The following is a 22697-nucleotide window of genomic DNA, read 5'->3' on the forward strand; positions in this document are numbered from 1 at the left end:
AAGGAGTTGAGGATGAATGTAACTAGATGGTTGATGTTGGCCGTGCTCGGCCTGGCCTTCCAGGCCAGTGCCGCGGGCAAGGACATGATTTTCACCGCGCATGTGGGAGCAGACGGCAAGGTACTGCGCCAGTGGCCGGAATGGATCAGCCACGTGGAGCGCGAGGTGCAGGCCAACTACTTCTCCCAGTACAAGCTGAAGCTCAATCCACGTATCGTGCATCAGGCTCCAGGTTTCTGCTCGGTGTCGTCGATCGACGTCAGCAGCTACGACCGGCAGATGCACGGCCAGGCCAAAGTGATCGGTAAACCATTGGTCGAGCATCTGAGCGTGATGACCCAGTTGGTGGACATGAAAAGCGCCAGCGCTGACAACTCGCTGGAATTTCTGGTGCTGTGCGTACGCTGAACGCAACGATGCCGCAAGAGCACGTTATACTGTAGCGCTTGTCTCGCCTACTCAATGACGTGCTCCCCGCAATGAAAAGACTTTTTACCGCTCTGCTCCTGTTGGCCTTGGCAGGCTGTTCCAGTGGCCTGCGCATCGACCGCAGCCACCCCTCGGCCAATCAGGACAGTCGCATTCAGTTCGTCGTGGTGCACTACACCAACGCGTCGTTGGAGCGCTCCCTCGCCCTGCTGACCCATGGCGAGGTCAGCAGCCATTACCTCATCGGAGATGGCCCGGCCAAGGTCTACCAGCTAGTGGACGAAAACCGCCGCGCCTGGCACGCCGGGGATAGTCAGTGGCAGGGCCGCACCTGGCTCAATTCAAGCTCCATCGGTATCGAGATCGTCAACGAGGGCTACACGGACACGCCGACCGGGCGAGTTTGGCACCCTTACAGTGAGGCCCAGGTGCAAGCGCTGATTGCCTTGCTCAAAGACATCGTCAAGCGCAACAACATCGACCCGCGCCACATCATTGGCCATAGCGATATCGCCCCGCTGCGCAAGCTCGACCCTGGCCCTCTGTTTCCCTGGAAACGTCTGGCCGACGCGGGCCTGGGGGTGTGGCCTAATAGCGTTGCGGTAGCGCGGCAACAGGCCTTTTTTGAGGTCAACCCGCCAAGCATCAGCTGGTATCAGCAGCAATTGGCGCACTTTGGCTATGCCGTCGACCAGACCGGTGATCTGGACGTAGCTACCCGGCATGTGATCGCGGCCTTCCAGATGCGTTTCCGCCCGCGGCTGTTCGATGGCACGCCGGATGCGCAGACCGCCGCGATGCTGCAGGTGCTCAACCGCAAGCGCTGATCCGGTTTTCGGGCGCTTGGTGCGGGTGCGGGCCAATCCACACGCCCAGTGGCAGCGCCAAGCTTTAAATCCGTTGCTATACCTTTGGTATTCAACTGGATGCCACGCATGCCCGCCCTCTTCGCTACGGTGCGTCAATTTTTCCACCGTCCCTGGCTGTTGGCCGCGCTTGCGGCGCTTGCCAGCGCGGGGCTGTTGCTTGCAATCAGCGTCAACGTTGCCCTGCAACAGATGAAACAAAGTGAAAGCGCGCAGATGAATGCCCAGGGCGAGCGTTTCCTCGAACGTCTGGAGCAGGTGTTCGGCCAGTTGCGCGAGGCGGTGGACCAGCTGCAGGCGCAGCCTCTGCGCGGCTGCGATCCGTTGATGCTGACACAGCTGCAACAGGTAGCGCTGAAGTCGCGTTTCATCTACGAAGCGTCCTATGTGGAGGGTACGCGGGCCTGTTCCAACCGCGGCGACGAGCGGATCATCGAGCCCTTGCGCAGCCCTGATATCCAAGGGCCGACCTACAGCTACTGGCTCAATACCACCACCGAGCCCAACGAGAACCTCGCGGCCCTGATGCTGGGCCGTGGCCGCTTCGTGGTCTCCACCTCCCGTGGCCACCTCACAGACGTCGTCGACCTGCCGCCCGGTGGCAGCCTGCTGGTGGTGCTCGATCGCGGTACCCGTGCCATCCCCGTGCTTGGCCCGACGCAACCCTGGCCTCCGACCACCGAATGGCCGCCCGCCCAGGGCAAATCGTTGATCGAGCTGCCTGATCGCCTGGTCTATCGCATGTCCACCAAATCCCCGGACTACCAGTTGGTGCTGATCGCGCCGAGGGCGAGCCTGCCATTGAAGCTCAATGGCCTGCTCTGGTTGCTGTTCCCTGGAAGCCTGGTGTTGGCCGGCTGCATCGGCTGGCTGGTACTGCAACTGATCCTGCAACGTCGCTCGATGAGCTCTGAGCTGCAGCATGCGCTGCGCCGTGGCGAGCTGCAGGTGCTGTACCAGCCGATCTTCGAACTGGACAGCCGTCGCTGCGTCGGTGCCGAGGCACTGGTGCGCTGGCGCCGCCCGGACGGCAGCCTGACCAGCCCGGAGCTGTTCATTCCGCTGGCTGAAAATACCGGCCAGATTCGACAGATCACCGACTTTGTTCTGCAACGGGTCCTCGAGCAACTGGGCCAGTTGCTGCGGGCCAACCGCCAGCTCTATATCTCGGTCAACCTGGCGGCCTGCGATGTCATGGCACCGCGGATCGGAAGGGTGGCGGCGCGCTTACTGGCGCATCATCGTGTTGCACCCAGCCAGATCGCCTTCGAGGTGACCGAGCGTGGCCTGATTGATGTAGTCGTGGCGCGAGACAATCTGCAAGCACTGCGTGCCGTCGGACACCAAGTGCTGATTGATGATTTCGGCACGGGCTATTGCAGCTTGGCTTACTTGCAGACCCTGCCGGTGGACTGCCTGAAAATTGACAAGTCGTTTATCGATGCCTTGGGCCATGACGCCGCCAGCAGCGGCGTGGCGCCGCACATCATTCGCATGGCCCACGACCTGCACCTGCGGGTAATCGCCGAGGGGATCGAGTGCGAGGACCAGGCGCAGCTGCTCAACAGCGAGGGGGTTAACTACGGACAGGGCTGGCTGTTCGCCCATCCGCTGAATGCCAGCCAGTTTGTCGAGTTGATCACTCGTGGGCGGCGTGTGGCAGGGCGGCGGATCGATGATGAGCCTTGAGGCTGGGCGCGTTGAGGGTGAACAGGTCAAACCGGCAGTGCCATGTAGAACTGTGTCCCCTGACCCGGCCGTGAGAACACGCCCATCCGCCCGCCATGCAGTTGCACGATTTCCTTGCACAGCGCCAATCCCAGCCCGGCCCCGCCCTTCTTGCGCCCGACCTGCACGAAAGGCTCGAAGATCCGCCCCTGCTGACCATAAGCGATACCTTCGCCGTTATCCTCGACGCTGATGATCACCCGCTCGGCATGCCGCCTTGCATGCAGGCGGATACGCCCGCCGGAGCCGGTGTGGCGAATGGCGTTGTGCAGCAGGTTGTCCAGCACGCGCTCGAGTTGGGCGACATCGGCCTGGATGCGTGGCAGTGGTGGCTCCAGCTCGCGGATGATCTCGATCTGCTTGCCCGAGGCTTGTTCGATGAAACGCGCCTGGGCGCGCTCGAACAGTTCCTCCAATGAGCAGGGGGCCAATTCCAGCTTCTGCAAACCGCTTTGATAGCGGGAAAAGTTGAGCAGATCGTTGATCAATTGAGTGAGGCGCTGCATTTCTTCGGCAATGGTTTCGAGCAGGTCGTTCTCCCGTGCATCTGGGGGAAAGCTGATACGTTCGCGCAACAGCCCAAATGCCATGTGCATCCCCGTGACGGGGGTGCGCAGTTCGTGGGAGGCACGTAATACGAACTCGCTGCGTACCCGCTCGAAAGCGCGTTGCTCGGTGACATCGTGCAACACCATCACCGCGCCAAGGATGGGGCCTTCGGGGTGGCTGACCGGGGTCAGGCTATAGGTCAGCAGCCTGGTCTCTTCATCCACCTCCAGGCTCAGGTCTTCAGGCAGTCGGTCCAGGCTGCCTCCGCGCAGCACTTGACGCAGCTGTTGTTCCAGTTCGGGGCGGTGCAAGGCTTCGGCCAGGCTTACGCCCAGGCGGCTTGGGTCCCAGCCCAGCTGGCGCTGGGCCACCGGATTGAGGTGCTCCAGGCGCCCTTGACGGTCGATGATCAGCAGGCCATCGTCGATGCTGTCCAGTACCGCCTGAAGGCGCTGCTGGCCAGCCTGCAACTCATCGACATTGGTGGCCTGGTGCTTGCGCAGAGCGTCAGCCATCAGGCCGAAGCGACGGGTCAACAGATTGAGCTCGGTGGCCTGGGTCACCGGCAGGGTGACGTCGAAGTTGCCTTGGCTGACCTGATCGGCGGCCTTGGCCAGTGCCTCGATTGGCTGGCCAAAGCGGCGCGCGATGTTGTGCGCGGTGATGAAACCGAGTACCAGCACGATAAGGCCCATCAGGCCGAGCAAGCCGCTGATGAGCAAGGCGTGCGCGCGCGATGTCTCCTCGCTGCGGGTAATGTGTTCCAGAGCCTGGCGGTGCGAGTCGAGCAGGTCGGTGCGTACCTGGTTGAAAGCAGCGCCGAGGGGTTGGTCCACGCCCATGCTGCGAGCGGGCATCGGGCTCTGCCGGTAGGCCTGGACAAATGCCTGGTAGTTGCTGGCAGCCTTGCTGAAACCGGTACGCTCGCCACCTTGTTCCAGCCCCTGTTTGAGCAGTATCTGGAACTGATCCTGCAGTGTGACGAGGTTGCTGGGGGCGGTGTCCTCGTCGAGGATGAGGTTGAGCTGCTCGCCCAGGTTCTGGCGCAGCTTGAGGGCCAGTTCCAGGGTCTGGGTAGTGTCCTGTACGACTCGCTGCTGCAGGGCCGCCATCTGCAGCACGCTGAACAGCCCGAGCAGCAACCCCAGCAAGGCCACGGTTACCAGCGCCGAGATACTCAGGAACAGTCGCGTACGCAGCTTCATCGGCCATTTCATAGGTTGTACTGCTTGCGCTTGCGATACAGGGTGGAGGCGTCGATGCCCAGCGTCTTGGCGGCTTGGTCGAGGGTTTCGCTGGTGGCCAGTACCGCGCCGATATGGGCACGCTCCAACTCGTCCAGGCTCAGCGCCGCGCCGACACGGGGTGCGTTGCCGGTGGGTTGCTCGGCCATGCCCAGGTGGCTGATCTCCACGCGCTCCTGCGGGCAGATGATGCTGGCGCGCTCGATCACATTGCGCAGTTCACGGATGTTGCCCGGCCAGCGGTAGTTGAGCAGCGCGGCGCGGGCTTCTTCGCTGAAGCCACGCGCCGGGCGCGAGTACTCCTTGACGAAGCGCGCCAGGAAACGGTCGGCCAGGGTCAGGATATCTTCGCTGCGTTCGCGCAGAGGGGGCAGGTGCAAGGTGATGACGTTCAGCCTGTACAGCAGGTCTTCACGGAAACGGTTCTCACGCACCATCTCGTCCAGGTTCAGGTTGGTGGCTGCCAGGATTCGCACATCCGCCCTGCGCGTGACCGGGTCACCGACCCGCTCATATTCCTTGTCCTGGATGAAACGCAGCAGCTTCGGTTGCAGTGTGAGAGGAAAATCGCCGATCTCATCGAGGAACAGCGTTCCGCCATCGGCTTGGCTGACCCGTCCCAGGGTGCTCTCGCTAGCACCCGTAAAAGCGCCGCGGGTGTGGCCGAACAATTCACTTTCCATCAGCTCAGCATTCAACGACGGGCAGTTGATGGTCACGCAGGCCTTGCGTGCTCGCTTGCTCCAGCCATGGATGGCGCGGGCCAATTCGCCTTTGCCGGTACCGGATTCGCCGAGGATTAGAATGTTGGCATCGGTGGTTGCCACCTGGCGGGCGGTTTCCAGCACGGCCATCATTGCCGGGCTGTGGGAGTCCAGCCCGTCCTTGGGCTTGCGTACTTCACCTTCCAGTGCCTCCAGTCGCGCCGACAGCTGGCGCACTTCCAGTTGCTTGGCCGTGGCCAGGCGCAGTTGGTCAGGGCTGCAGGGTTTGACCAGGTAATCGGCGGCGCCAGCCTGGATAGCGTCAACCGCGGTATCGATGGCGGAATGGGCGGTGACGATGACCACCCGCATCCACGGCGCCTGAATGCGCATCTGCGCCAGTACGTCCAGGCCATTGTCCTCGCCAAGGCGCAGGTCGAGGAAGCATAGGTCGAACACCTGGCGTTGCAGCAGAGTCTCAGCCTGTGCGGCGCTGTTGGCGGTTGCCACGGTATAGCCTTCGTCCTCAAGGCAGTAGCGGAAAGTACGCAGGATGGCGGACTCATCGTCCACCAGCAGAATGCGGCCTTGGTTGTCCTGGGCTGATTCCATTTCCTGCGCTCCTTTGGGATTGATCTCAATTAGTGTCGGAAAAATCGGGCAAGTTGCATGGTCAATTCTGATTGATTCTGCGCCATGCATGCTAGCCGCATGCCTTAATGATGTCTAAGTGACTGAAAAATATGAAGTTCATTGTCATCAAATGGCTGGCACGACGGTTGCCAGTTTGATTGGTTGAGCTATGCGCAAGGAGATTCTCTTATGTCCACCTACCCTCGAATGGTTGTACTTGCTGCCTGTGCCCTTTCGATGATCGCGCCGGCCCAGGCCGACCCCGTGCAGGATGCTCGTCTGGAAGGGGCGTTGCAGACAGCCTTGTCCCTCAATCCCATGCTCAACCCGTTTTCTATAAAGGTGGAAGTCGATGGCCAGCAGGCGAGACTCTCCGGGGATGTTGAGAATCCGGTGGAGCAGGCGCTGGCCGAGCAGGTGGCTCTGGCCACCAAAGGTATCGAGCGGGTCGACAATCAACTGCGGATCGATCCCCGCCTGGTGGACAGGCCCCTGGAGTTGCGCGCCTACGCCCAGCGCCTGGAAGACGCCACCCTCGGCGCGGTGGTGCGCGCACGCTTGCTGTGGAGCCGAATCACCGAGAAAGCGTTCATTGAGGTGGAAAGCCGCGAAGGTGTGGTGACTCTGCGGGGCAAAGTAGACAGCCCCGAAGCCAAGGAGCTAGCAGGGGTGCTGGCGCGCACAACCGATGGAGTGCATCTGGTCAACAACCTTGTCAGCCTGGACAGCACTGCCCTTGCCAAGGCCCGGGAAAAACCCCTTGATGCGCCAGCAGGACCGCAGCCCAGCGATAGCTGGATCGTCGACAAGATTCAGGCCAGCTACCGATTCAGCCGCAACCTTGACGGATTGAACATCAAGGTAGCCAGTGATGAGGGGCTGGTCAGGTTGTCGGGTGAGGTGGTCAGTAGTGAGCAGAAAACGATTGCCGTGGAAGTCGCGAGGCAAATTGTCGGGGTACGTGGCGTCGACGCCGACCTGCTCAAGATCGCTACCAAGGTGGAGGGCTAATCGTGCAAATCGCACGACCCTATAACGGGTATCGTGCAGTATACGCACCAGGTAAAGGTTTCTAAATTTCATATGTTATTGATTTAAAAGGATTTTTTTGTAGGCTTACGACTGGCATGCAGGCTGCACTGATGTTTCCAAGCACGAATAACAAGTTCGCAGGAGGAGCCGGCATGAATCGCCACAATGTCAATCGCACGCAGAGCGCTGTAGTACCTATGCAGCAACTGCTGTTCCTCGGCATGGCTCTGCTCCTGACCTTGGCGGTGGGCTTGTTCCACCACAGCTGGCAGACCGCTCGGCTGGCCGATCAAGTGGCCGCGCAGACCGCGCTGTTGACGCAACTGCGGGCAACGCCTCACGCCAGCACCTTGGTCAAGGCTGCAGAGCCACTGGCTAGTGCTGAAAACGCTCCTGCTGTTCTTGAACGTGTCGAGCCCCAGGAACGTTGGGTGTTCTGACACTGTTAACCGATTTCGTACAAGAAAAGGAGAAACATCATGCTGAGTTGGGCTATCACTTTCCTCATCATCGCCATTATCGCCGCAGTCCTGGGCTTTGGTGGTATCGCCGGCGCTGCGACCGGTATCGCGAAGATCCTGTTCATCGTCTTCCTGGTGCTGTTCGTTGCCTCCTTCTTCTTCGGCCGCGGTAGGGGTTGACGACCATGAGCAGGATGCTCCCGAAAGCCTTGGCCGTCGCACTGCTGCTGGGCAGTGGTGCGTCGGCGCTGGCCGCCAATGACGGCCAGGTCCGGGTCAACCAATTGCTTGGCTCGGACCCTGAATACCAGAAGACCTGGCAGAAGACGATAAAGAAAGAAGAGCGCTTGCCCGAATGGGTGATCAACCTCAGCGGCAGTTCGGCACAGCAGATGTCGGCGGTGACCGAGGACGGCGACCAGTATCTGGTTGGTCCGCTCTGCGAATCCGAGGGCAACTGCACCTACAAGCGCCTGGTCGTGGCCTTCAGCTGGGACAAGGACGAAGCCTACGGCATGCTCGTGGAAGTGCCTGAGGGCCTGCCTGCGGACAAGTCGCCGACACGCCATGCGGACTACCGCTGGTTGGGCAAGCCGGACGAAGGCATGAAAGCTTTGCTGCAGGAGCAGCTCAAGCGTGACCCGAATTGGTACTGACCAGCGGTCGCGCACTGTAACGCTATAGAAGCTGAACCTTTTTATCTTTCAGGCTTCTATGATGCGCCGCCCCGAGGAGGGGCGGCGCATGACCAGGGGGCCGGGCCGTTCTGACTGTTGCAGGGTCGGAGTGGCCTAGGGGTACAGGGAGTGCCTCCATCATGGGCCGGGTCAGGAGAGGGTGGCATCGGAAGTTGCAGGTCGATCAGGTCGAGTTGAGGACGTGATCGATCTGGCTTCCGAAGCGCCTGTAGGGATTTGTCTATCCATACGAGCGACTTTTCACTTCAGACACATTTTGTCGCTACCGTATATCGAAATTTTTTTAGTTGTCCGACAGGTCAGCCCGTGTGGCATTTCAGCCATTCGGATTGTCGAACACGCCATCAAACTCCCTTCTGTCATACCTGCAAATCTGCCGAAAAATGGCGCATTGGCCTTGTTCGGAAATCCGAACGTTGAAAATCAAGGCTTTGGCGATGCTCGATTTGGCCTTCTGGTATCATGCCGATTCGGCATATGGTATTCGTTTCCGGCATTAGACTGCCCCTGCCCACGTCGCAATAGTTGCCGCCTTTTTCCTTGGCCCGAGCGCCAGAAATGCTCGCTCGCGGTGTCCTTACAGAGGGGCCCGGAACGGAACACGCAGCCGCCCAGCAGCTTTGAAGCGCTCTGGAAAGCGACTTTCCGTCAGGTGCCCGTGACCACTACAACAAAGGGTAATGACATGAAGAAGGCAAAACTGAGCCTCGCCTGGCAGATCGTCATCGGTCTGTTGCTGGGCGTTGCAGTCGGCGCGCTACTGAATCATTTCAGTGCAGAAAAGGCATGGTGGATCAGCAACGTCCTCCAGCCAGCCGGCGATATCTTCATTCGCCTGATCAAGATGATCGTCGTCCCGATCGTGATTTCGTCGCTGATCGTGGGCATCGCCGGGGTAGGCGACGCGAAGAAACTGGGCAGTATCGGCCTGAAGACCATCATCTACTTCGAGGTGGTGACCACCATCGCCATCGTGGTCGGCCTGGTCTTGGCCAACGTGTTCCACCCGGGCGCCGGCATCGACATGAGCACCCTGGGCACCGTCGACATCTCCAAGTACCAGGCCACCGCAGCCGAGGTGCAGCATGAGCATGCGTTCATCGAGACCCTGCTCAACCTGATCCCGTCGAATATCTTCGCGGCGCTGATGCGTGGCGAGATGCTGCCGATCATCTTCTTCTCGGTGATGTTCGGCATGGGCTTGTCGAGCCTCAACGCCGATCTGCGCGAGCCGCTGGTGCGTACCTTCCAGGGCGTGTCGGAGACCATGTTCAAGGTCACCCACATGATCATGAACTACGCGCCGATCGGTGTGTTCGCCCTGATCGCCGTGACTGTCGCCAACTTCGGCTTCAGCTCGCTGCTGCCGCTGGCCAAGCTGGTGCTGCTGGTGTACTTCGCCATCGCCTTCTTCGCCTTCATGGTGCTGGGCCTGGTGGCTCGCCTGTTCGGCTTCTCGGTGATCAAGATCATGCGCATCATGAAAGATGAGCTGATCCTCGCCTACTCCACCTCCAGCTCCGAGACCGTGCTGCCGCGCGTGATCGAGAAAATGGAGAAGTACGGTGCGCCGAAGTCGATCTGCTCATTCGTGGTTCCGACCGGCTACTCGTTCAACCTTGACGGCTCGACCCTGTACCAGAGCATCGCGGCGATCTTCATCGCCCAGCTGTATGGCATCGACCTGTCCTGGAGCCAGCAGTTGCTGCTGGTGCTGACCCTGATGGTCACCTCCAAGGGTATCGCCGGCGTGCCGGGTGTATCGTTCGTGGTACTGCTCGCCACCCTGGGCAGCGTGGGCATCCCGCTGGAAGGCCTGGCCTTCATCGCCGGTGTCGACCGCATCATGGACATGGCTCGTACCGCGCTGAACGTGGTCGGCAACGCCTTGGCCGCAGTGGTCATCGCCAAGTGGCAGGGCATGTACGACGCCGAGAAAGGCGAGGCGTACTACAAGTCGCTGGTGCTGGAAAAAGGCAAGAAAGAGGCCGTGGTGGCGGGCAAGACCGTCAACCAGTAAGCCGCTGAGCTAAACGAAGAGCCCCGACTTGTCGGGGCTTTTTGCTGTCTGAAAGCTGACCGCGGTCGTGTTACCCACACTGGCCCCATCGCCGGCAAGCCGGCTCCCACACGGGTATCGCAAATCCCTTTGGGAGCCGTCTTGCCGGCGATGGGGTGCGAAGCGCCCCCAACAGCGCGCCGGTTGATTGCGCTATCATTCGGGCATTTTTTCACGGGGGAACACACGGATGCTCAACGGCCTCTGGCTCGGCTTTTTCCTGATTGCGGCCATCAGCGCCCTGGGCCAATGGCTGGTGGGCGGCAATGCCGGTATCTTCGCCGCGATGGTCGAGAGCATCTTCGCCATGGCCAAGCTCTCGGTAGAGGTGATGGTCCTGCTGTTCGGTACCCTGACCCTGTGGCTGGGTTTTCTCAAGATTGCCGAGAAGGCCGGTATCGTCGAATGGCTGGCCAAGGTCCTCGGGCCGCTGTTTGCCCGGCTGATGCCGGAGGTACCGCCGGGCCACCCTGCCCTGGGCCTGATCACCATGAACTTCGCCGCCAACGGCCTGGGCCTGGACAACGCCGCCACGCCCATCGGCCTGAAGGCCATGCGCTCGCTGCAGGAGCTCAACCCCAGCAGCACCACGGCGAGCAACGCGCAGATTCTGTTCCTGGTGCTCAATGCGTCATCGCTGACCCTGCTGCCGGTGACCATCTTCATGTACCGCGCCCAGCAAGGCGCACCTGACCCGACCATGGTGTTCCTGCCGATCCTGCTGGCCACCAGTTGCTCGACCCTGGTCGGCCTGCTGTCGGTGGCGGTGATGCAGCGCCTGCGCCTGTGGGATCCGGTGGTGCTTGCCTACCTGATCCCCGGCGCGCTGTTGCTGGGTGGCTTCATGGCTTTTCTCGGCACGCTGTCGGCGGCCGCGCTGGCCAGCCTGTCCTCGATCCTGGGCAACCTGACGCTGTTCGGCGTGATCATCCTGTTCCTGGTGATCGGCGCGTTGCGGCGGGTGCAGGTGTACGAGGCCTTCGTCGAGGGCGCCAAGGAAGGTTTCGACGTGGCCAAGGGGCTGCTGCCCTACCTGGTGGCGATGCTGGTGGCCGTGGGCGTGTTGCGTGCCTCCGGCGCCCTGGAGCTGGCCCTGGACGGCATCCGTCAAGCGGTGACCTGGATGGGCCTGGATACGCGCTTCGTCGAGGGCCTGCCCACGGCGCTGGTCAAGCCGTTCTCCGGCAGCGCGGCGCGGGCGATGCTGATCGAGACCATGCAGACCCAGGGCGTGGACAGCTTCCCGGCGCTGGTGGCGGCGACGATCCAGGGCAGCACCGAAACCACCTTCTACGTGCTGGCGGTGTACTTCGGCGCGGTGGGTATCCAGCGCGTGCGCCATGCGGTGGGCTGCGCGTTGTTGGCCGAGCTGTCCGGGGTGATCGCGGCGATCTTCGTCTGCTACTGGTTCTTTGCCTGAGCCTGACTGACGGTCCAGTCGATTACCTGGCGCGCCAGCTGGTCGCTGGCCGTACCGAAGCCGGCGACCACTGCCGGCACTTGCTGGCTGCGTAGCGGCTGGCGTACCTCGAAGCGTTTACTCGCGAGGATGCGCTGGCTGCGGCCCTGCACCAGCCGTGCATCGTAGCGAATCACCACCTCCACAGCCCCGCCTGAGCGGTACTCGCTCTGGAACGCCTGCAGTTCGCCACCCAGCTCGTAGTCCGCCTGCAGGTTGCTGTCGTCGGCACTCAGGCGCTGCACCCGGCCATCGCGCTGGAAGCCGTCGAGCAGGCGATTGCGCACCAGCATTGGCGTCGGGTCGCTCCAGCGGGCGCCCTTGTAGCTGCTGATCACATCCCCCTGGGGAATGACCGCGATACGCGGCCCGGCCAGGGCTTCGCTGGCCAGTGGCTTGTTCAGGCGCAGCGACCAGTCCAGCGGCGCGGCACTGCGGGCGGTCTGGCTCACCGGCAGGCGGTAGATATCCACAGGCTCGGACTGCGGCAGGATCGAGCAGGCCGTAGCCAGGCTCAGGGCGGTAGCGAGTGCGGCCAGGCGCAGCGACAGCTTCATGGCTGGAACTCCTTGTTGTTGTCGCGGCCCAGCAGGTAGCCGCTGGGGTCGGCTTCCAGGCGCCGGGAGATGCCCTTGAGCGAGTTGAGGGTCTCGCGCAGTTCGCGGATTGCCGGGGCGATCTGGTTCAGGCCCTGGGCACCATCGTCCAAGGACTGGCGGTTGTCCTGCAACAGGCTGTTGATGGTCGCGGTGCTTTCGGCCAGCGACTGCATGGCCTGCTCGGCGCTGCCGATGGCCTGCTTGCCCTGGGTGCCCAGCAGGCCGTTGGCATTGCGCATCAGGGCCTGGGTCTCGGCCAGGGTGGCATTGGCCTGCTTGCCGACCTGAGCCAGCTGTTCGATGGCCTCGGAAATCCCGCCCTTCTGGTTGGCGAAGGCGCCGGTGGTCTGCTCGAGGTTGGCCAAGGTATTGCTGAGGCGCTCGATATTGCTCGAAGAGAACATCTGGTTGGCGTTGTGCAGCAGCAGGTTGATGTTGGTCACCAGGTCGCTGCTGTCGTTGAGCAGGCGCGAGATTGGCGATGGCGAGGCGACGATCACCGGCAGCTTGCCGTCCTTGCCCTTGAGTTCCGGGCTTTGCGGCGTGCCGCCGCTGAGCTGGATGAACGAGTTGCCGGTCACTCCCGCCAGGGTCAGCTTGGCCTGGGTGTCCTCCTTGACCGGCGTGTCGCCGCTAAGGCGCACGCGAGCCAGGACCCGACGCGGGTCCTTCGGGTCCAGGCGCAGGTTGCTGACATCACCGACCTTGATGCCGTTGTACTGCACCGGGCTGCCGCGGGACAGGCCCGACACCGCCTCGTTGAACACCACTTCGTAGTCCTTGAAAGCATCGTCGACACTGGACTTGGTCAGCCACAGGCCGAATAGCATGGCGCCCGCCACCACCAGCACGGTGACCAGGCCGATCAGGACATGATGAGCTCGGGTTTCCATCGTTCAGCGCTCCTGGCGGGCGCGCAGGGCGGCGTCTTCGGCCGCCCGGCCACGCGGGCCGTGAAAGTATTCGTGAATCCAGGGATCAACGGTCTGCTCGACCTCGGCCAGGGGCCCGGCTACCAGCACCTTCTTCTGCGACAGCACCGCCACCCGGTCGGTAATGGTGTAGAGGGTGTCCAGGTCGTGGGTGATGAGGAACACCGACAGGCCCAGGGCGTCGCGCAGGGTAAGGATCAACTGGTCGAAGGCGGCGGCGCCGATCGGGTCGAGGCCGGCGGTGGGCTCGTCGAGGAACAGGATGTCCGGGTCCAGGGCCAGGGCGCGGGCCAGGGCGGCGCGCTTGATCATGCCGCCGGACAGCGAGGCCGGGTACTTGTCGGCAGCGCTGATCGGCAGCCCGGCCAACGCCAGCTTGACCCCGGCCAGGTGCTCGGCGTCGGCCCGCGACAGCCCGGCATGCTCGATCAGCGGCAGGGCGACGTTCTCGGTAACGGTCAGCGAGGAGAACAGCGCGCCCTTCTGGAACAGCACGCCGAAGCGGCGTTCGACCAGCGAGCGCTGGTTTTCGTCGAGCGTGGCCAGGTCCTGGCCGAATACCTTGACCGTGCCTTCATTGGGCCGGCGCAGGCCGATGATGCTGCGCAGCAGCACCGATTTGCCGCTGCCCGAACCGCCGACCACGGCGAGGATTTCACCGCGGTACAGGTCCAGGTCGAGATTCTCGTGCACGCTCTGGCTGCCGAAGCGGTTGCACAGCCCCCGGGCTTCGATCACGGCTTCAGTCACCAGCCCATCTCCATGAAGAACAGCGCGGCGACCGCGTCCAGCACGATGACCACGAAGATCGATTGCACCACGGCGGAGGTGGTGTGGGCACCCACCGACTCGGCGCTGCCGCTGACCTTGAAGCCTTCCAGGCAGCCGATGGCGGCGATCAGGAAAGCGAAGAACGGCGCCTTTGCCATGCCCACCAGGAAATGCTGCACGCCGATGTCACTCTGCAGCAGCGAGAGGAACATGGCCGGCGAGATGTCCAGGGTCAGGGCACAGACCACCGCGCCGCCGATCATGCCGCAGAGCATCGCGACGAAGGTCAGCAATGGCAATGCTATCAACAGTGCCAGCACTCGGGGCACAACCAGCAGCTCGATCGGGTTGAGGCCCAGGGTGCGAATGGCGTCGATCTCTTCGTTGGCCTTCATCGAGCCGATCTGCGCGGTGAACGCGCTGGCGGTGCGCCCGGCCATGAGGATGGCGGTCAGCAGCACGGCGAACTCGCGCAGGAAGGAGAACGCTACCAGGTCGACGGTGAAGATCGTTGCGCCGAAGTCAGCCAGCACCGTAGCGCCAAGGAAGGCCACCACAGCGCCGACCAGAAAGGTCAGCAAGGCGACGATGGGCGCGGCGTCCAGGCCGGTCTGCTCGAGGTGCGCGACCACCGGGGTGACCCGCCAGCGATGCGGCTGGAACAGCCGCAGGAACAAGGTCTGCAGGATCAGTCCGATGAAACCCAGCACCTGGGTGGTGTCCTGCCACAGCTGGTCGACGGCGCGGCCGATGCGCGCCAGCAGGAGCAGCAGCACTGGCTGCTCCGGTTCCTTGACCGGGATGCAGTAGTCCTGCACCGAGCAGTAGACGTTCTTCAGCAAGGCCCGGCTGGCATCGGGGAGTTCGTCGCTGCAGCGCGACAGGCGTTCGGAGCCCAGCAGTTCGGCCAGCAGCGAGGCGCCGGCGGTGTCCAGGCGGCCCAGCTGGCTGAGGTCGGCGAGGGTTTCGTCACCGTACTGGTCGCGCAGTCGCTCGCACTCGCGCTTGAGGCTGGCGTAGTGGGCAAGGGTCCAGTCTCCGGCGATGCGCAGGCGAGTGGGCTGCTGCCGGGTGTCCAAGGTGGCGCTCGGGGCGGTCATAGGCTCCCTGCATCTGACTGGCGAATCGGCGAGTCAGATCATAGCCCATCGCGGGGCCGGCCCGCTTCCCCACCACGATGATGGTTGCGGGCGTGCCCCGCGATCCTTGTCAGGATTCCACCACCTTGAAGCGCAGAACCCCGATCACCTGCCCGTCCTCGGTCAGCACCCTCACCTGCCACTTGCCTACGGGATTGGGTGGGAAGTTCTGCTTGTGGGTCCAGGCCCGGTAGCCTTCCTTGCGTCCGCCGTGAATGTCCAAGGCGATACGGTCGACCTCTTTGCCATCGAGCTGCCACACATGGTAGATGCGCTCGTTCAGACCGCGCGGTGCGTTAATGGCGGTGTAGGCATACAGCCCACCACTGCGGATACGGCTGGCCGCCACTTCGTCCAGTGATTCGCCTGGCTGGCGGTTGAGCACCTCGGTACTGATCGCCACGTCGGTCATCCACAGTGTGGCCGGCGGCACCCACGAGCGCAGCAGCCACCCGCCGCCCCCCACCGCCAGGGTCACCAGCACCAGGGCCACGCCACGGCGCCAGCTGTTGATCGGGAAGCTGCTGGCCAGGCTCGGGAACGACAGCGCCATGGCGGCGATCAGTGCCAGCTTGAAGCTTTGCGCGGTGGTCAGATGCAGGATGATTGGCAATGCCGTGAGCATGGCCGCGAACAGTGTCAGGGTGTGCAGCGCCAGGAACAGCCAGCGCCGCGGCGCCAGCCACTTGTGGTACAGCGGGTCGATGATCGAGATCAGCCCCGCGGCACCGAGCAGGCCGGTGAATATTAGCTGGCCGCTGTTCCAGGTGGTGGTGATGAAGAAGAACGGCAGGACGAAGAACAGGCTTTCCTGGTGGATCATCTGTGTCGCGAAGCGCAGCAACGGTTGCGGGATCTCGCGCTTGAAGGTGCGGGCGAACAGCTCGGTGAGGGTGTTCTCCAGCATCAGCCAGACCCAGCTGACCAGCATCGCGATGGCGATCCACCTTGCCAGGCCGGCCTGGCGGTCGACCAGGATGAAGCTGCCGATGCCCGAGAGGAAACCGTAGAGCGCGATGATGCCGGGGTAGCGCTTGAGCAGCTCGATGATGCGCAGGATGAAGCTGGGGATTGGGGGCATGAGGCAAGCAACAGGGAGCGGTGGATGGCTGTGCCGGCTTCATCGCGGGGCAAGCCCGCTCCCACGCATGAATCGTCGTGGGAGCGGGCTTGCCCCGCGATGAGTGCTAGCGAAAGGCTTACAGGATACCGCCGAATCAGGGCGCCCGTGTAGCACCGCTGGGCTTGGCGCGAGGCCCGCGGCGGCGGATCAGCCCGACTGCCAGGACCAACCCCAGCAACAAGGCCACCAACCCATACAGCTCGTCATACCCCAGCAACGGCTTCTCGATGCGCAGGTACCCCGGCTCCTTGAGCAGCTCGCGCAGCGCCGCATCGGCCTGTTTCAGGCTGACTTGGCGAAGTTCTCGCACCGGATCGGTGAAACGTCCGTCCTCGTAGGCGTTGAGCGCCCCCCAGTAGTAGTCGGCGAGCGCTGCGTTGCCCTGGGTGGTCCAGCTCTCCCGGGCGATCGTCGCCTCCTTGATGCGGGCGAAGGTGTCCGGGTCCAGGCCATGCTTGCGCAGATGGTCGAACAACTGCTCGAGTACCTTCAGTGCCTTGTCGAGGTCCTGGCGCTCGAGGTCGGCATTCAGGGTGAGCAGCCCGCTGTCGCCGAAGCTCTCGCGTTGTACCGACGGCCCGTAGGACAACCCGTGCCGCAGGCGCAACTGGTCGTACAGCGCCCAGTCCAGGTAGCGCGACAGCAGCTCGAGGGTCTGGTCGTGCCCCTCCTCCAGGGTCGGCTCGATGAACAGCCAGTGCAACTTGACGCTGTCGCCCAGCCAGCCGCGGGTCAGGTCGCGGCGCTGCTCGGCCTGCTGGCTGATGCTTTCGAGGTTGCGGCGTTCTTCGGGCTCGGTCGCCGGCAGCTCGCCAAAAGTGCGTTCCAGGTAGGCTGGCAGCAGGCGGTCGAGGCCGCCGACGACGATCAGCGACATGTTGTTGGCCACATACCAGTGCTCGCGCAACTGCTGGACCTGTTCCAGGGTCATGTCGTCGAAGTTGGAGCGCTCGGGACATTTCAGGCCCAGCTCGGTAGCCAGCTGGTCGCTGGCTGGGTGGCCGATGTCCTGACGGTCCAGCCAGCGCTGCAGTCGGCCGTAATGGCCACCGTCCTCGCGCTCGATGATCTTTTTCGCGGTGGCCAGCGCCTTCGTGTCGATTTGAGTATCGCGGACCACCGCCAGCAGCAGGTCGAGCACCTTGCGCTGGTTGCGCGCCGGGGCTTCGATGACGAAGGTGGTGTCGGCGCTGCTGGTGAAGGCGTTCCACTCCCCGCCCAGGGCCTGGATGCGCTCCTCCAGGCCGCCCTCGCCCGTCTCGTCGATACCGCTGAACAGCAGGTGCTCGAGCAGGTGCGGCAGCTCGCGCTGGTCACAGTCGAAGTCGTCCAGGCCCACGCCCACCACCAGGCGGATCGACACATGATCACGCTCATAGCCGGACTTGAGGATGACCTGCAGGCCGTTGGGCAACAGGTAGCCCTCGACCCGCGAGCGGTCGAGGGCAAGCGTGGGCAGGCTACAAATCAGCAGGCAAACGAACAACAGGCAACGCATAGGCGAGCTCAGGTCTCCGGAGTGTCTTGGCTCAAGGCTGACGGGCTTCGTCCGGCACGCTGTCGAGCATCAGCCCGCCGGTGTCGGTGCCGCCCAGTACCACATAGGCACTGCTGCAGAACAAAGAGTTCAAACGCTTCATGTCGGCAATGAGCTCCAAGTGTAGCGAACTGGTCTCGATACTCTGCACCACTTTACGTTGCAGGCGGCTGACATGGGCGTGGGCCAGGCGCCGCTCCTGGGCGCGGAAACGACGTTTCTCGCGCAGCAACTGCTGCGCGCTCTGCGGGTCGGCGCTGAGGAACACTGACAGGCCCAGGCGCAGGTTGGCCAGCAATTGTTCCTGCAGGCCAGTCAGCTCCTCCAAGTCAACCTGGGAGAACTCCCGACGCTGCGAGGTCTTCTGCTGCTGCACCTTGCGCAGCATGCGTTCGATCAGGTCGCTGGCCAGCTTGAGGTTGATCGCCACCTCGATGATCTCTGCCCAGCGCCGGTTGTCCTGCTCGGCGAGGTCTTCACGGGGCATCTGCGCCAGGTAAAGCTTGATGGCGTTGTACAGCGCCTCGGCATCCTCCCCGAGGGCCCTAACCTGTTGCGGCAAGGCTGTCTGGGTGCCGCGCAGGGCGCCAAGCATGGCCTCGAGCAGGCTGTCGACGATATCGCCCAGGCGCAGGGTCTCGCGCACGGCGTTGACCAGCGCCAGGCTGGGGGTGTTCAACGCCGTCGGGTCCAGGTGGCGTGGCTGGTGGCGGCCATTGCCGTTGTCGCGTTCGGGCAGCAGGTAGCTGCACAGGCGGCCCATGGGTTTGACCGTCGGCAGCATCAGCAGGCAGCGCAAGGTGTTGTAGAGCAGGTGGAAGCCGATCACCAGCTCTTGCGGGCTGAAGCTCAGGCTGTCCATCCAAGCCACCAGCGGGTGCAGCACCGGGATGATCAGTAGCAGGCCGACCACCTTGTACAACAGGCTGCCCAGCGCCACCCGGCGACCGGCGCTGTTTTGCAGGCTGGTGGTGAGGAAGGCCAGCAGGCCGCTGCCGATGTTGGCGCCAATCACCAGGCCGATGGCCACCGGCAGGCTGATCACTTCGGCGCCCGCCAGGGTGGCGGTGAGCAGCACGGCGGCCAGGCTGGAGTAGGAAATCATGGCGAATAGCGCGCCGATCAGGGCGTCGAGGAGGATATCGCCGGTGAGCGAGGCGAACAGCACCTTCACCCCTTGGGCGTGGGTGATCGGCGCGGCGGCGTGGACGATCAGTTGCAGCGCCAGGATGATCAGGCCCAGGCCGATGCCGACGCGGCCCAGCTGGCCGGCGCGGGTCTGCTTGCGCGAGAGGAAGAAGATCACCCCGAGGAAGATCAGCAGCGGCGACAGCCAGGACAGGTCGAAGGTCAGCACCCGCGCCATCAGCGCGGTCCCGACGTCGGCGCCGAGCATGATCGCCAGGGCCGGGGTCATGGCCATCAGGCCCTGGCCGACGAACGAGGTGACCAGCATGGCGGTGGCGTTGCTGCTCTGCACCATGGCGGTGACCAGGATCCCGGCAATGAAGGCCAGCGGGCGCTTGTCCATGTTCTGGCCGAGCACGCGGCGCAGGTTCGAGCCATAGACCCGCAGGATGCCGGTACGCACGATATGGGTGCCCCACACCAGCAACGCCACGGCGGAGAGCAGATTGAGCAGGGTCAGCATGGTCGGGCCCCCTTTTCTTCTATGCCCCTGGGCGGGGCCAATGGGTGCAGCGGTGAGCCTGGCCCGGGGGTGGGCTGTTTTTCCCAGTGCTCACTGAAGCTTTAGTTGTTTTGCCTGGCTGGTGCCAGCTTGGCATGGGTGAAACGTATTTGAAACATGCTCTGGCCTCATCGTCGGCAACAAAAAAGGCCCCGAAGGGCCCTTTCGCTACCGCGCTTCCTGGGCTTATTGACCCGGGATGTCCTTGCGCAGTTTCACTGGATCGTGCTCCTTGCCCTTCTTGCGTGCCATCGCCGTGCGCATGCGGATGTTGATCGCCTCCACCGCCAGCGAGAAAGCCATAGCGAAGTAGACGTAGCCTTTCGGCACATGCACATCGAAAGATTCGGCGATCAGCACGGTGCCTACGACGATCAGGAACGAAAGCGCGAGCATCTTCAGCGATGGGTGCTTGTCGATGAAATCGCTGATGGTGCCGGCGCAGAGCATCATCACCAGTACCGCGACGATGATCGCGGCGATCATCACCGGCACGTGGGAGACCATGCCCACCGCGGTGATCACCGAGTCCAGCGAGAACACGATGTCGATGATGGCAATCTGGATGATGGTGTAGAAGAACTTGCCACCTGCCCCTTTCGGCTCGTCGGGGTTCTCGTCCTCGCCTTCCAGGCCGTGGTAGATCTCCTGAGAGCTTTTCCACAGGAGGAACAGGCCGCCGAAGAACAGGATCAGGTCGCGCCCGGAGATACCCTCGCCCAGTACATGGAACAGGTCGTCGGTCAGGCGCATGACCCAGGTGATCGACAGCAGCAGCATGATCCGCGTGACCATGGCCAGGGCCAGGCCGAAGATCCGCGTGCGCGGTTGCATGTGCTTGGGCATGCGGCTGACCAAGATCGAGATCATGATGATGTTGTCGATCCCGAGCACGATCTCAAGCGCGGTGAGGGTAAAAAAGGCAACCCAGATTTCCGGGCTGGTCAGCCATTCCATGTGTATTCCTTCGAGCGGTAAAGGCAAAGCGCCCTGGTGACGGGCGCTTTGCGGTTGGATGAGGCGCTTGTATTACAGACTGCTGAACAGCGGGAAAGTCCCCAGCGCCAGCGCGCCGGCCATTATGCACAGGCATACCAGCACTGCCCACTTGAGGGTGAAGCGCTGGTGATCGCCGAACTCGATGCCGGCCAGGGCCACCAGCAGGTAGGTGGAGGGTACCAGCGGGCTGAGCAGGTGTACCGGTTGCCCGACGATCGACGCACGGGCCATTTCCACCGGGGTGACGCCGTAATGGCTGGCGAACTCCGAGAGTACCGGCAGCACGCCGTAGTAGAAGGCGTCGTTGGACATGAAGAAGGTGAACGGCATGCTGACCAGGGCGGTGATCACCGCCATGTAGGGGCCGAACGCTTCCGGGATTACCGCCAGCAGGCTCTTGGACATGGCATCGACCATGCCGGTACCCGACAGGATGCCGGTGAAGATGCCCGCGGCGAAGATCAGCCCGCTCACGGCCAGCACGCTGGAGGCGTGGGCGGCGATGCGGTCCTTCTGCTGCTGCAGGCACGGGTAGTTGACGATCATGGCGATGCTGAAGGCGATCATGAACAGCACCGGCAGTGGCAGCACGCCGGCGATCAGCGCGACCATCAGCGCGGCGGTCAGGGCGCCGTTGAACCACAGCAGCTTGGGCCTGCGGGCTTCCGGGAACTGCGACACGCTGATTTCGCTGTGGTCGAGGTCGTCGGTCGGCAGGTGCAGTTCACCGAGGCGGGCACGTTCACGCAGGCCATACCAGTAGGCGATGGCCAGGATCGCCACCACGCCGAATGCCATGGCCGGAATCATCGGCACGAAGATGTCCGAAGGGTCAACGTGCAAGGCGCTGGCGGCGCGCGCCGTCGGCCCTCCCCATGGGGTCATGTTCATCACCCCGCCGGCGAGGATGATCAGGCCAGCCATGATTCGCGGGCTCATCCCCAGGCGGCTGTACATCGGCAGCATGGCGGCGCAGCAGATCATGTAGGTGGTGGCGCCGTCCCCGTCCAGGGACACCACCAGGGCCAGCACCGCGGTGCCGATCGAGACTTTCAGCGGGTCGCCCTTGACCAGCTTGAGGATCTTGCGCACGGCCGGGTCGAACAGGCCGGAGTCGATCATCAGGGCGAAGTAGAGAATGGCGAACATCAGCATCACGCCAGTGGGCGCGAGCTTGCTGATGCCCTGCAGCATCATCGGGCCGATGTCGCTGTAGAAGCCGCCGAACAGGGCGAACAAAATCGGTACCAGGATCAGCGCGATCAAGGCCGACAGGCGCTTGGTCATTATCAGGTACATGAAGGTGATGACCATGGCGAAGCCGAGGAAGGTCAGCATGGCGGTACTCCAGGCGTGGCGCGGCGAAAGGAAGGACGATTCGGGCGGATCAGCGCGTCAGGCGCTGCGCGAGGAGCTGGCGGAGAGGGACTGCGAAAAGGCGGGCACAGGAAAACATCAGAATCACCATTGTTGTTGTTGATTGGGCCAGGGCGCGGAAGTTTCCGGGTGCCCTGGCTGGCCGGTCTGCTGCCGGTGGTGGCGCTATCCTATGTGGGCAAGCTTTCAGCCAGCTTTCGGCTGGTGCCAGGCGACGGGAGGTCGTTTCGATGGTGGATGTCGAAGAAGGCGGGTGCCATTGCGGTGCCCTGCGTTATCGCTTGTCGGGCGCCCTGGGCGATGTCGCCCATTGCCATTGCTCGATCTGCCGGCGGGTCAGCGGGGGCACTCTGGTAACCTGGGTCACCCTGCCCTTCGAGGCTTTCCAGTGGCTGGCGGGCTCACCGCAGCGCTACATGGCGCCGGAAACCTGCAGTCGGTACTTCTGTGGCAATTGCGGGGCGCACGTGGCACTGGTGACGGCCCATAGCCCGGATTCGATCGACGTAACCGTGGCGACGCTGGATCACCCGGAGCGGGTGCCGGCCAATCGGCATATCTGGGTGGGGAGCCGCTTGCCGTGGTTGCAGGTGGATCAAGGGTTGCCGGAGGAAGACGAGGAAAACCTGTAGGGCATTGTGCTGCCTCTTCTGGCCCTATCGCCATGT

Annotated in this window: 21 protein-coding genes; 10 read left to right on the forward strand and 11 right to left on the reverse strand. The window is 63.1% G+C overall.

Annotation, left to right across the window (positions count from 1 at the left end; translation table 11 throughout):
* Positions 1–12: 12 nt before the first annotated feature.
* The 3 genes from OH705_RS01535 to OH705_RS01545 all read left to right on the forward strand — a co-directional run bounded on the left by OH705_RS01535 (position 13) and on the right by OH705_RS01545 (position 2984).
* Complete coding sequence (locus OH705_RS01535; RefSeq protein WP_267300687.1) at positions 13–408, forward strand: hypothetical protein; 396 nt, start codon at positions 13–15, stop codon at positions 406–408.
* Between the two features lie 71 nt (positions 409–479).
* Entirely contained in the window at positions 480–1256 is a 777-nt protein-coding gene (locus tag OH705_RS01540; protein WP_267300688.1) for an N-acetylmuramoyl-L-alanine amidase, read from the forward strand.
* 99 nt (positions 1257–1355) lie between these two features.
* Entirely contained in the window at positions 1356–2984 is a 1629-nt protein-coding gene (locus OH705_RS01545) for an EAL domain-containing protein (protein WP_416383561.1), read from the forward strand.
* Positions 2985–3010: 26 nt separating this feature from the next.
* On the opposite strand, the gene OH705_RS01550 is transcribed toward OH705_RS01545, so the two are convergent.
* Positions 3011–4789 carry a KinB sensor domain-containing domain gene (locus OH705_RS01550; RefSeq protein WP_267300692.1) on the reverse strand — a complete coding sequence of 593 codons (1779 nt, stop codon included), beginning with the start codon at positions 4787–4789 and terminating at the stop codon, positions 3011–3013.
* Positions 4786–6132: a sigma-54-dependent response regulator transcription factor AlgB gene (gene algB / locus OH705_RS01555; RefSeq protein WP_267300694.1), complete on the reverse strand. Its 1347-nt coding sequence runs from the start codon at positions 6130–6132 to the stop codon at positions 4786–4788. The genes OH705_RS01550 and algB overlap by 4 nt, the downstream gene beginning before the upstream one ends.
* Positions 6133–6342: 210 nt before the next feature.
* Here algB and OH705_RS01560 point away from each other — a divergent pair, with 210 nt between their 5' ends.
* The 6 genes from OH705_RS01560 (at position 6343) to OH705_RS01585 (ending at position 11823) form a co-directional block, all read left to right on the forward strand.
* Positions 6343–7164 (forward strand): BON domain-containing protein, encoded by an 822-nt coding sequence (locus tag OH705_RS01560; RefSeq protein ID WP_023629393.1) that lies wholly within the window; start codon positions 6343–6345, stop codon positions 7162–7164.
* 173 nt (positions 7165–7337) lie between these two features.
* The gene (locus tag OH705_RS01565) at positions 7338–7625 is read left to right on the forward strand and encodes a hypothetical protein (RefSeq protein WP_267300695.1); all 288 of its coding nucleotides are present in this window, start codon (positions 7338–7340) and stop codon (positions 7623–7625) included.
* A 39-nt stretch (positions 7626–7664) separates the two neighbouring features.
* Positions 7665–7826, forward strand: coding sequence for a DUF1328 domain-containing protein (locus OH705_RS01570; RefSeq protein WP_008092060.1), 162 nt, complete (start codon positions 7665–7667; stop codon positions 7824–7826).
* 5 nt (positions 7827–7831) lie between these two features.
* A complete protein-coding gene (locus OH705_RS01575) occupies positions 7832–8302 on the forward strand; it encodes an inhibitor of vertebrate lysozyme family protein (protein ID WP_031314662.1) in 471 nt (156 codons plus the stop codon).
* Between the two features lie 727 nt (positions 8303–9029).
* Positions 9030–10364 carry a glutamate/aspartate:proton symporter GltP gene (gene gltP / locus OH705_RS01580; RefSeq protein ID WP_023629390.1) on the forward strand — a complete coding sequence of 445 codons (1335 nt, stop codon included), beginning with the start codon at positions 9030–9032 and terminating at the stop codon, positions 10362–10364.
* 229 nt (positions 10365–10593) lie between these two features.
* Complete coding sequence (locus tag OH705_RS01585; protein ID WP_267300702.1) at positions 10594–11823, forward strand: nucleoside recognition domain-containing protein; 1230 nt, start codon at positions 10594–10596, stop codon at positions 11821–11823.
* On the opposite strand, the gene OH705_RS01590 is transcribed toward OH705_RS01585, so the two are convergent.
* From OH705_RS01590 to OH705_RS01630, 9 genes are all read right to left on the reverse strand, one after another.
* Positions 11805–12419 carry an ABC-type transport auxiliary lipoprotein family protein gene (locus OH705_RS01590; RefSeq protein WP_267300704.1) on the reverse strand — a complete coding sequence of 205 codons (615 nt, stop codon included), beginning with the start codon at positions 12417–12419 and terminating at the stop codon, positions 11805–11807. The two genes, OH705_RS01585 and OH705_RS01590, sit on opposite strands and share 19 nt — an antisense overlap.
* The gene (locus OH705_RS01595) at positions 12416–13354 is read right to left on the reverse strand and encodes an MlaD family protein (RefSeq protein WP_023632377.1); all 939 of its coding nucleotides are present in this window, start codon (positions 13352–13354) and stop codon (positions 12416–12418) included. Before OH705_RS01595 ends, OH705_RS01590 begins: the two co-directional genes overlap by 4 nt.
* 3 nt (positions 13355–13357) lie before the next feature.
* Positions 13358–14143 carry an ABC transporter ATP-binding protein gene (locus tag OH705_RS01600; protein ID WP_094010786.1) on the reverse strand — a complete coding sequence of 262 codons (786 nt, stop codon included), beginning with the start codon at positions 14141–14143 and terminating at the stop codon, positions 13358–13360.
* On the reverse strand, positions 14140–15264 hold the full coding sequence (locus tag OH705_RS01605) for an ABC transporter permease (protein ID WP_094010785.1): 1125 nt from the start codon (positions 15262–15264) through the stop codon (positions 14140–14142). The genes OH705_RS01600 and OH705_RS01605 overlap by 4 nt, the downstream gene beginning before the upstream one ends.
* Before the next feature lie 109 nt (positions 15265–15373).
* Entirely contained in the window at positions 15374–16384 is a 1011-nt protein-coding gene (locus OH705_RS01610; protein WP_023631340.1) for a DUF5924 family protein, read from the reverse strand.
* Between the two features lie 136 nt (positions 16385–16520).
* The gene (locus OH705_RS01615; protein WP_267300710.1) at positions 16521–17924 is read right to left on the reverse strand and encodes a M16 family metallopeptidase; all 1404 of its coding nucleotides are present in this window, start codon (positions 17922–17924) and stop codon (positions 16521–16523) included.
* Between the two features lie 31 nt (positions 17925–17955).
* The gene (locus OH705_RS01620) at positions 17956–19614 is read right to left on the reverse strand and encodes a Na/Pi cotransporter family protein (RefSeq protein ID WP_267300712.1); all 1659 of its coding nucleotides are present in this window, start codon (positions 19612–19614) and stop codon (positions 17956–17958) included.
* A gap of 225 nt (positions 19615–19839) precedes the next feature.
* Positions 19840–20610 carry a TerC family protein gene (locus OH705_RS01625; RefSeq protein ID WP_023629725.1) on the reverse strand — a complete coding sequence of 257 codons (771 nt, stop codon included), beginning with the start codon at positions 20608–20610 and terminating at the stop codon, positions 19840–19842.
* Positions 20611–20682: 72 nt separating this feature from the next.
* Positions 20683–21990, reverse strand: a complete 1308-nt coding sequence (locus OH705_RS01630) for a CitMHS family transporter (protein ID WP_094010781.1) — start codon at positions 21988–21990, stop codon at positions 20683–20685.
* 269 nt (positions 21991–22259) lie between these two features.
* On the opposite strand from OH705_RS01630, the gene OH705_RS01635 reads away from it, so the two are divergent.
* Complete coding sequence (locus tag OH705_RS01635) at positions 22260–22661, forward strand: GFA family protein (protein WP_267300716.1); 402 nt, start codon at positions 22260–22262, stop codon at positions 22659–22661.
* Positions 22662–22697 lie beyond the last annotated feature (36 nt).

Origin of the sequence: Pseudomonas sp. BJa3 (assembly GCF_026343815.1) — a bacterium.
GTDB classification, from domain to species: Bacteria; Pseudomonadota; Gammaproteobacteria; order Pseudomonadales; family Pseudomonadaceae; genus Aquipseudomonas; species Aquipseudomonas soli.

Coding starts and splice junctions, on each gene's coding strand:
- OH705_RS01535 (WP_267300687.1), top strand. CDS start 13: ATGAATGTAACTAGATGGTTGATGTTGGCCGTGCTCGGCCTGGCCTTC.
- OH705_RS01540 (WP_267300688.1), top strand. CDS start 480: ATGAAAAGACTTTTTACCGCTCTGCTCCTGTTGGCCTTGGCAGGCTGT.
- OH705_RS01545 (WP_416383561.1), top strand. CDS start 1,356: ATGCCACGCATGCCCGCCCTCTTCGCTACGGTGCGTCAATTTTTCCAC.
- OH705_RS01550 (WP_267300692.1), bottom strand. CDS start 4,789: ATGAAATGGCCGATGAAGCTGCGTACGCGACTGTTCCTGAGTATCTCG.
- algB (WP_267300694.1), bottom strand. CDS start 6,132: ATGGAATCAGCCCAGGACAACCAAGGCCGCATTCTGCTGGTGGACGAT.
- OH705_RS01560 (WP_023629393.1), top strand. CDS start 6,343: ATGTCCACCTACCCTCGAATGGTTGTACTTGCTGCCTGTGCCCTTTCG.
- OH705_RS01565 (WP_267300695.1), top strand. CDS start 7,338: ATGAATCGCCACAATGTCAATCGCACGCAGAGCGCTGTAGTACCTATG.
- OH705_RS01570 (WP_008092060.1), top strand. CDS start 7,665: ATGCTGAGTTGGGCTATCACTTTCCTCATCATCGCCATTATCGCCGCA.
- OH705_RS01575 (WP_031314662.1), top strand. CDS start 7,832: ATGAGCAGGATGCTCCCGAAAGCCTTGGCCGTCGCACTGCTGCTGGGC.
- gltP (WP_023629390.1), top strand. CDS start 9,030: ATGAAGAAGGCAAAACTGAGCCTCGCCTGGCAGATCGTCATCGGTCTG.
- OH705_RS01585 (WP_267300702.1), top strand. CDS start 10,594: ATGCTCAACGGCCTCTGGCTCGGCTTTTTCCTGATTGCGGCCATCAGC.
- OH705_RS01590 (WP_267300704.1), bottom strand. CDS start 12,419: ATGAAGCTGTCGCTGCGCCTGGCCGCACTCGCTACCGCCCTGAGCCTG.
- OH705_RS01595 (WP_023632377.1), bottom strand. CDS start 13,354: ATGGAAACCCGAGCTCATCATGTCCTGATCGGCCTGGTCACCGTGCTG.
- OH705_RS01605 (WP_094010785.1), bottom strand. CDS start 15,264: ATGACCGCCCCGAGCGCCACCTTGGACACCCGGCAGCAGCCCACTCGC.
- OH705_RS01610 (WP_023631340.1), bottom strand. CDS start 16,384: ATGCCCCCAATCCCCAGCTTCATCCTGCGCATCATCGAGCTGCTCAAG.
- OH705_RS01615 (WP_267300710.1), bottom strand. CDS start 17,924: ATGCGTTGCCTGTTGTTCGTTTGCCTGCTGATTTGTAGCCTGCCCACG.
- OH705_RS01620 (WP_267300712.1), bottom strand. CDS start 19,614: ATGCTGACCCTGCTCAATCTGCTCTCCGCCGTGGCGTTGCTGGTGTGG.
- OH705_RS01625 (WP_023629725.1), bottom strand. CDS start 20,610: ATGGAATGGCTGACCAGCCCGGAAATCTGGGTTGCCTTTTTTACCCTC.
- OH705_RS01630 (WP_094010781.1), bottom strand. CDS start 21,990: ATGCTGACCTTCCTCGGCTTCGCCATGGTCATCACCTTCATGTACCTG.
- OH705_RS01635 (WP_267300716.1), top strand. CDS start 22,260: ATGGTGGATGTCGAAGAAGGCGGGTGCCATTGCGGTGCCCTGCGTTAT.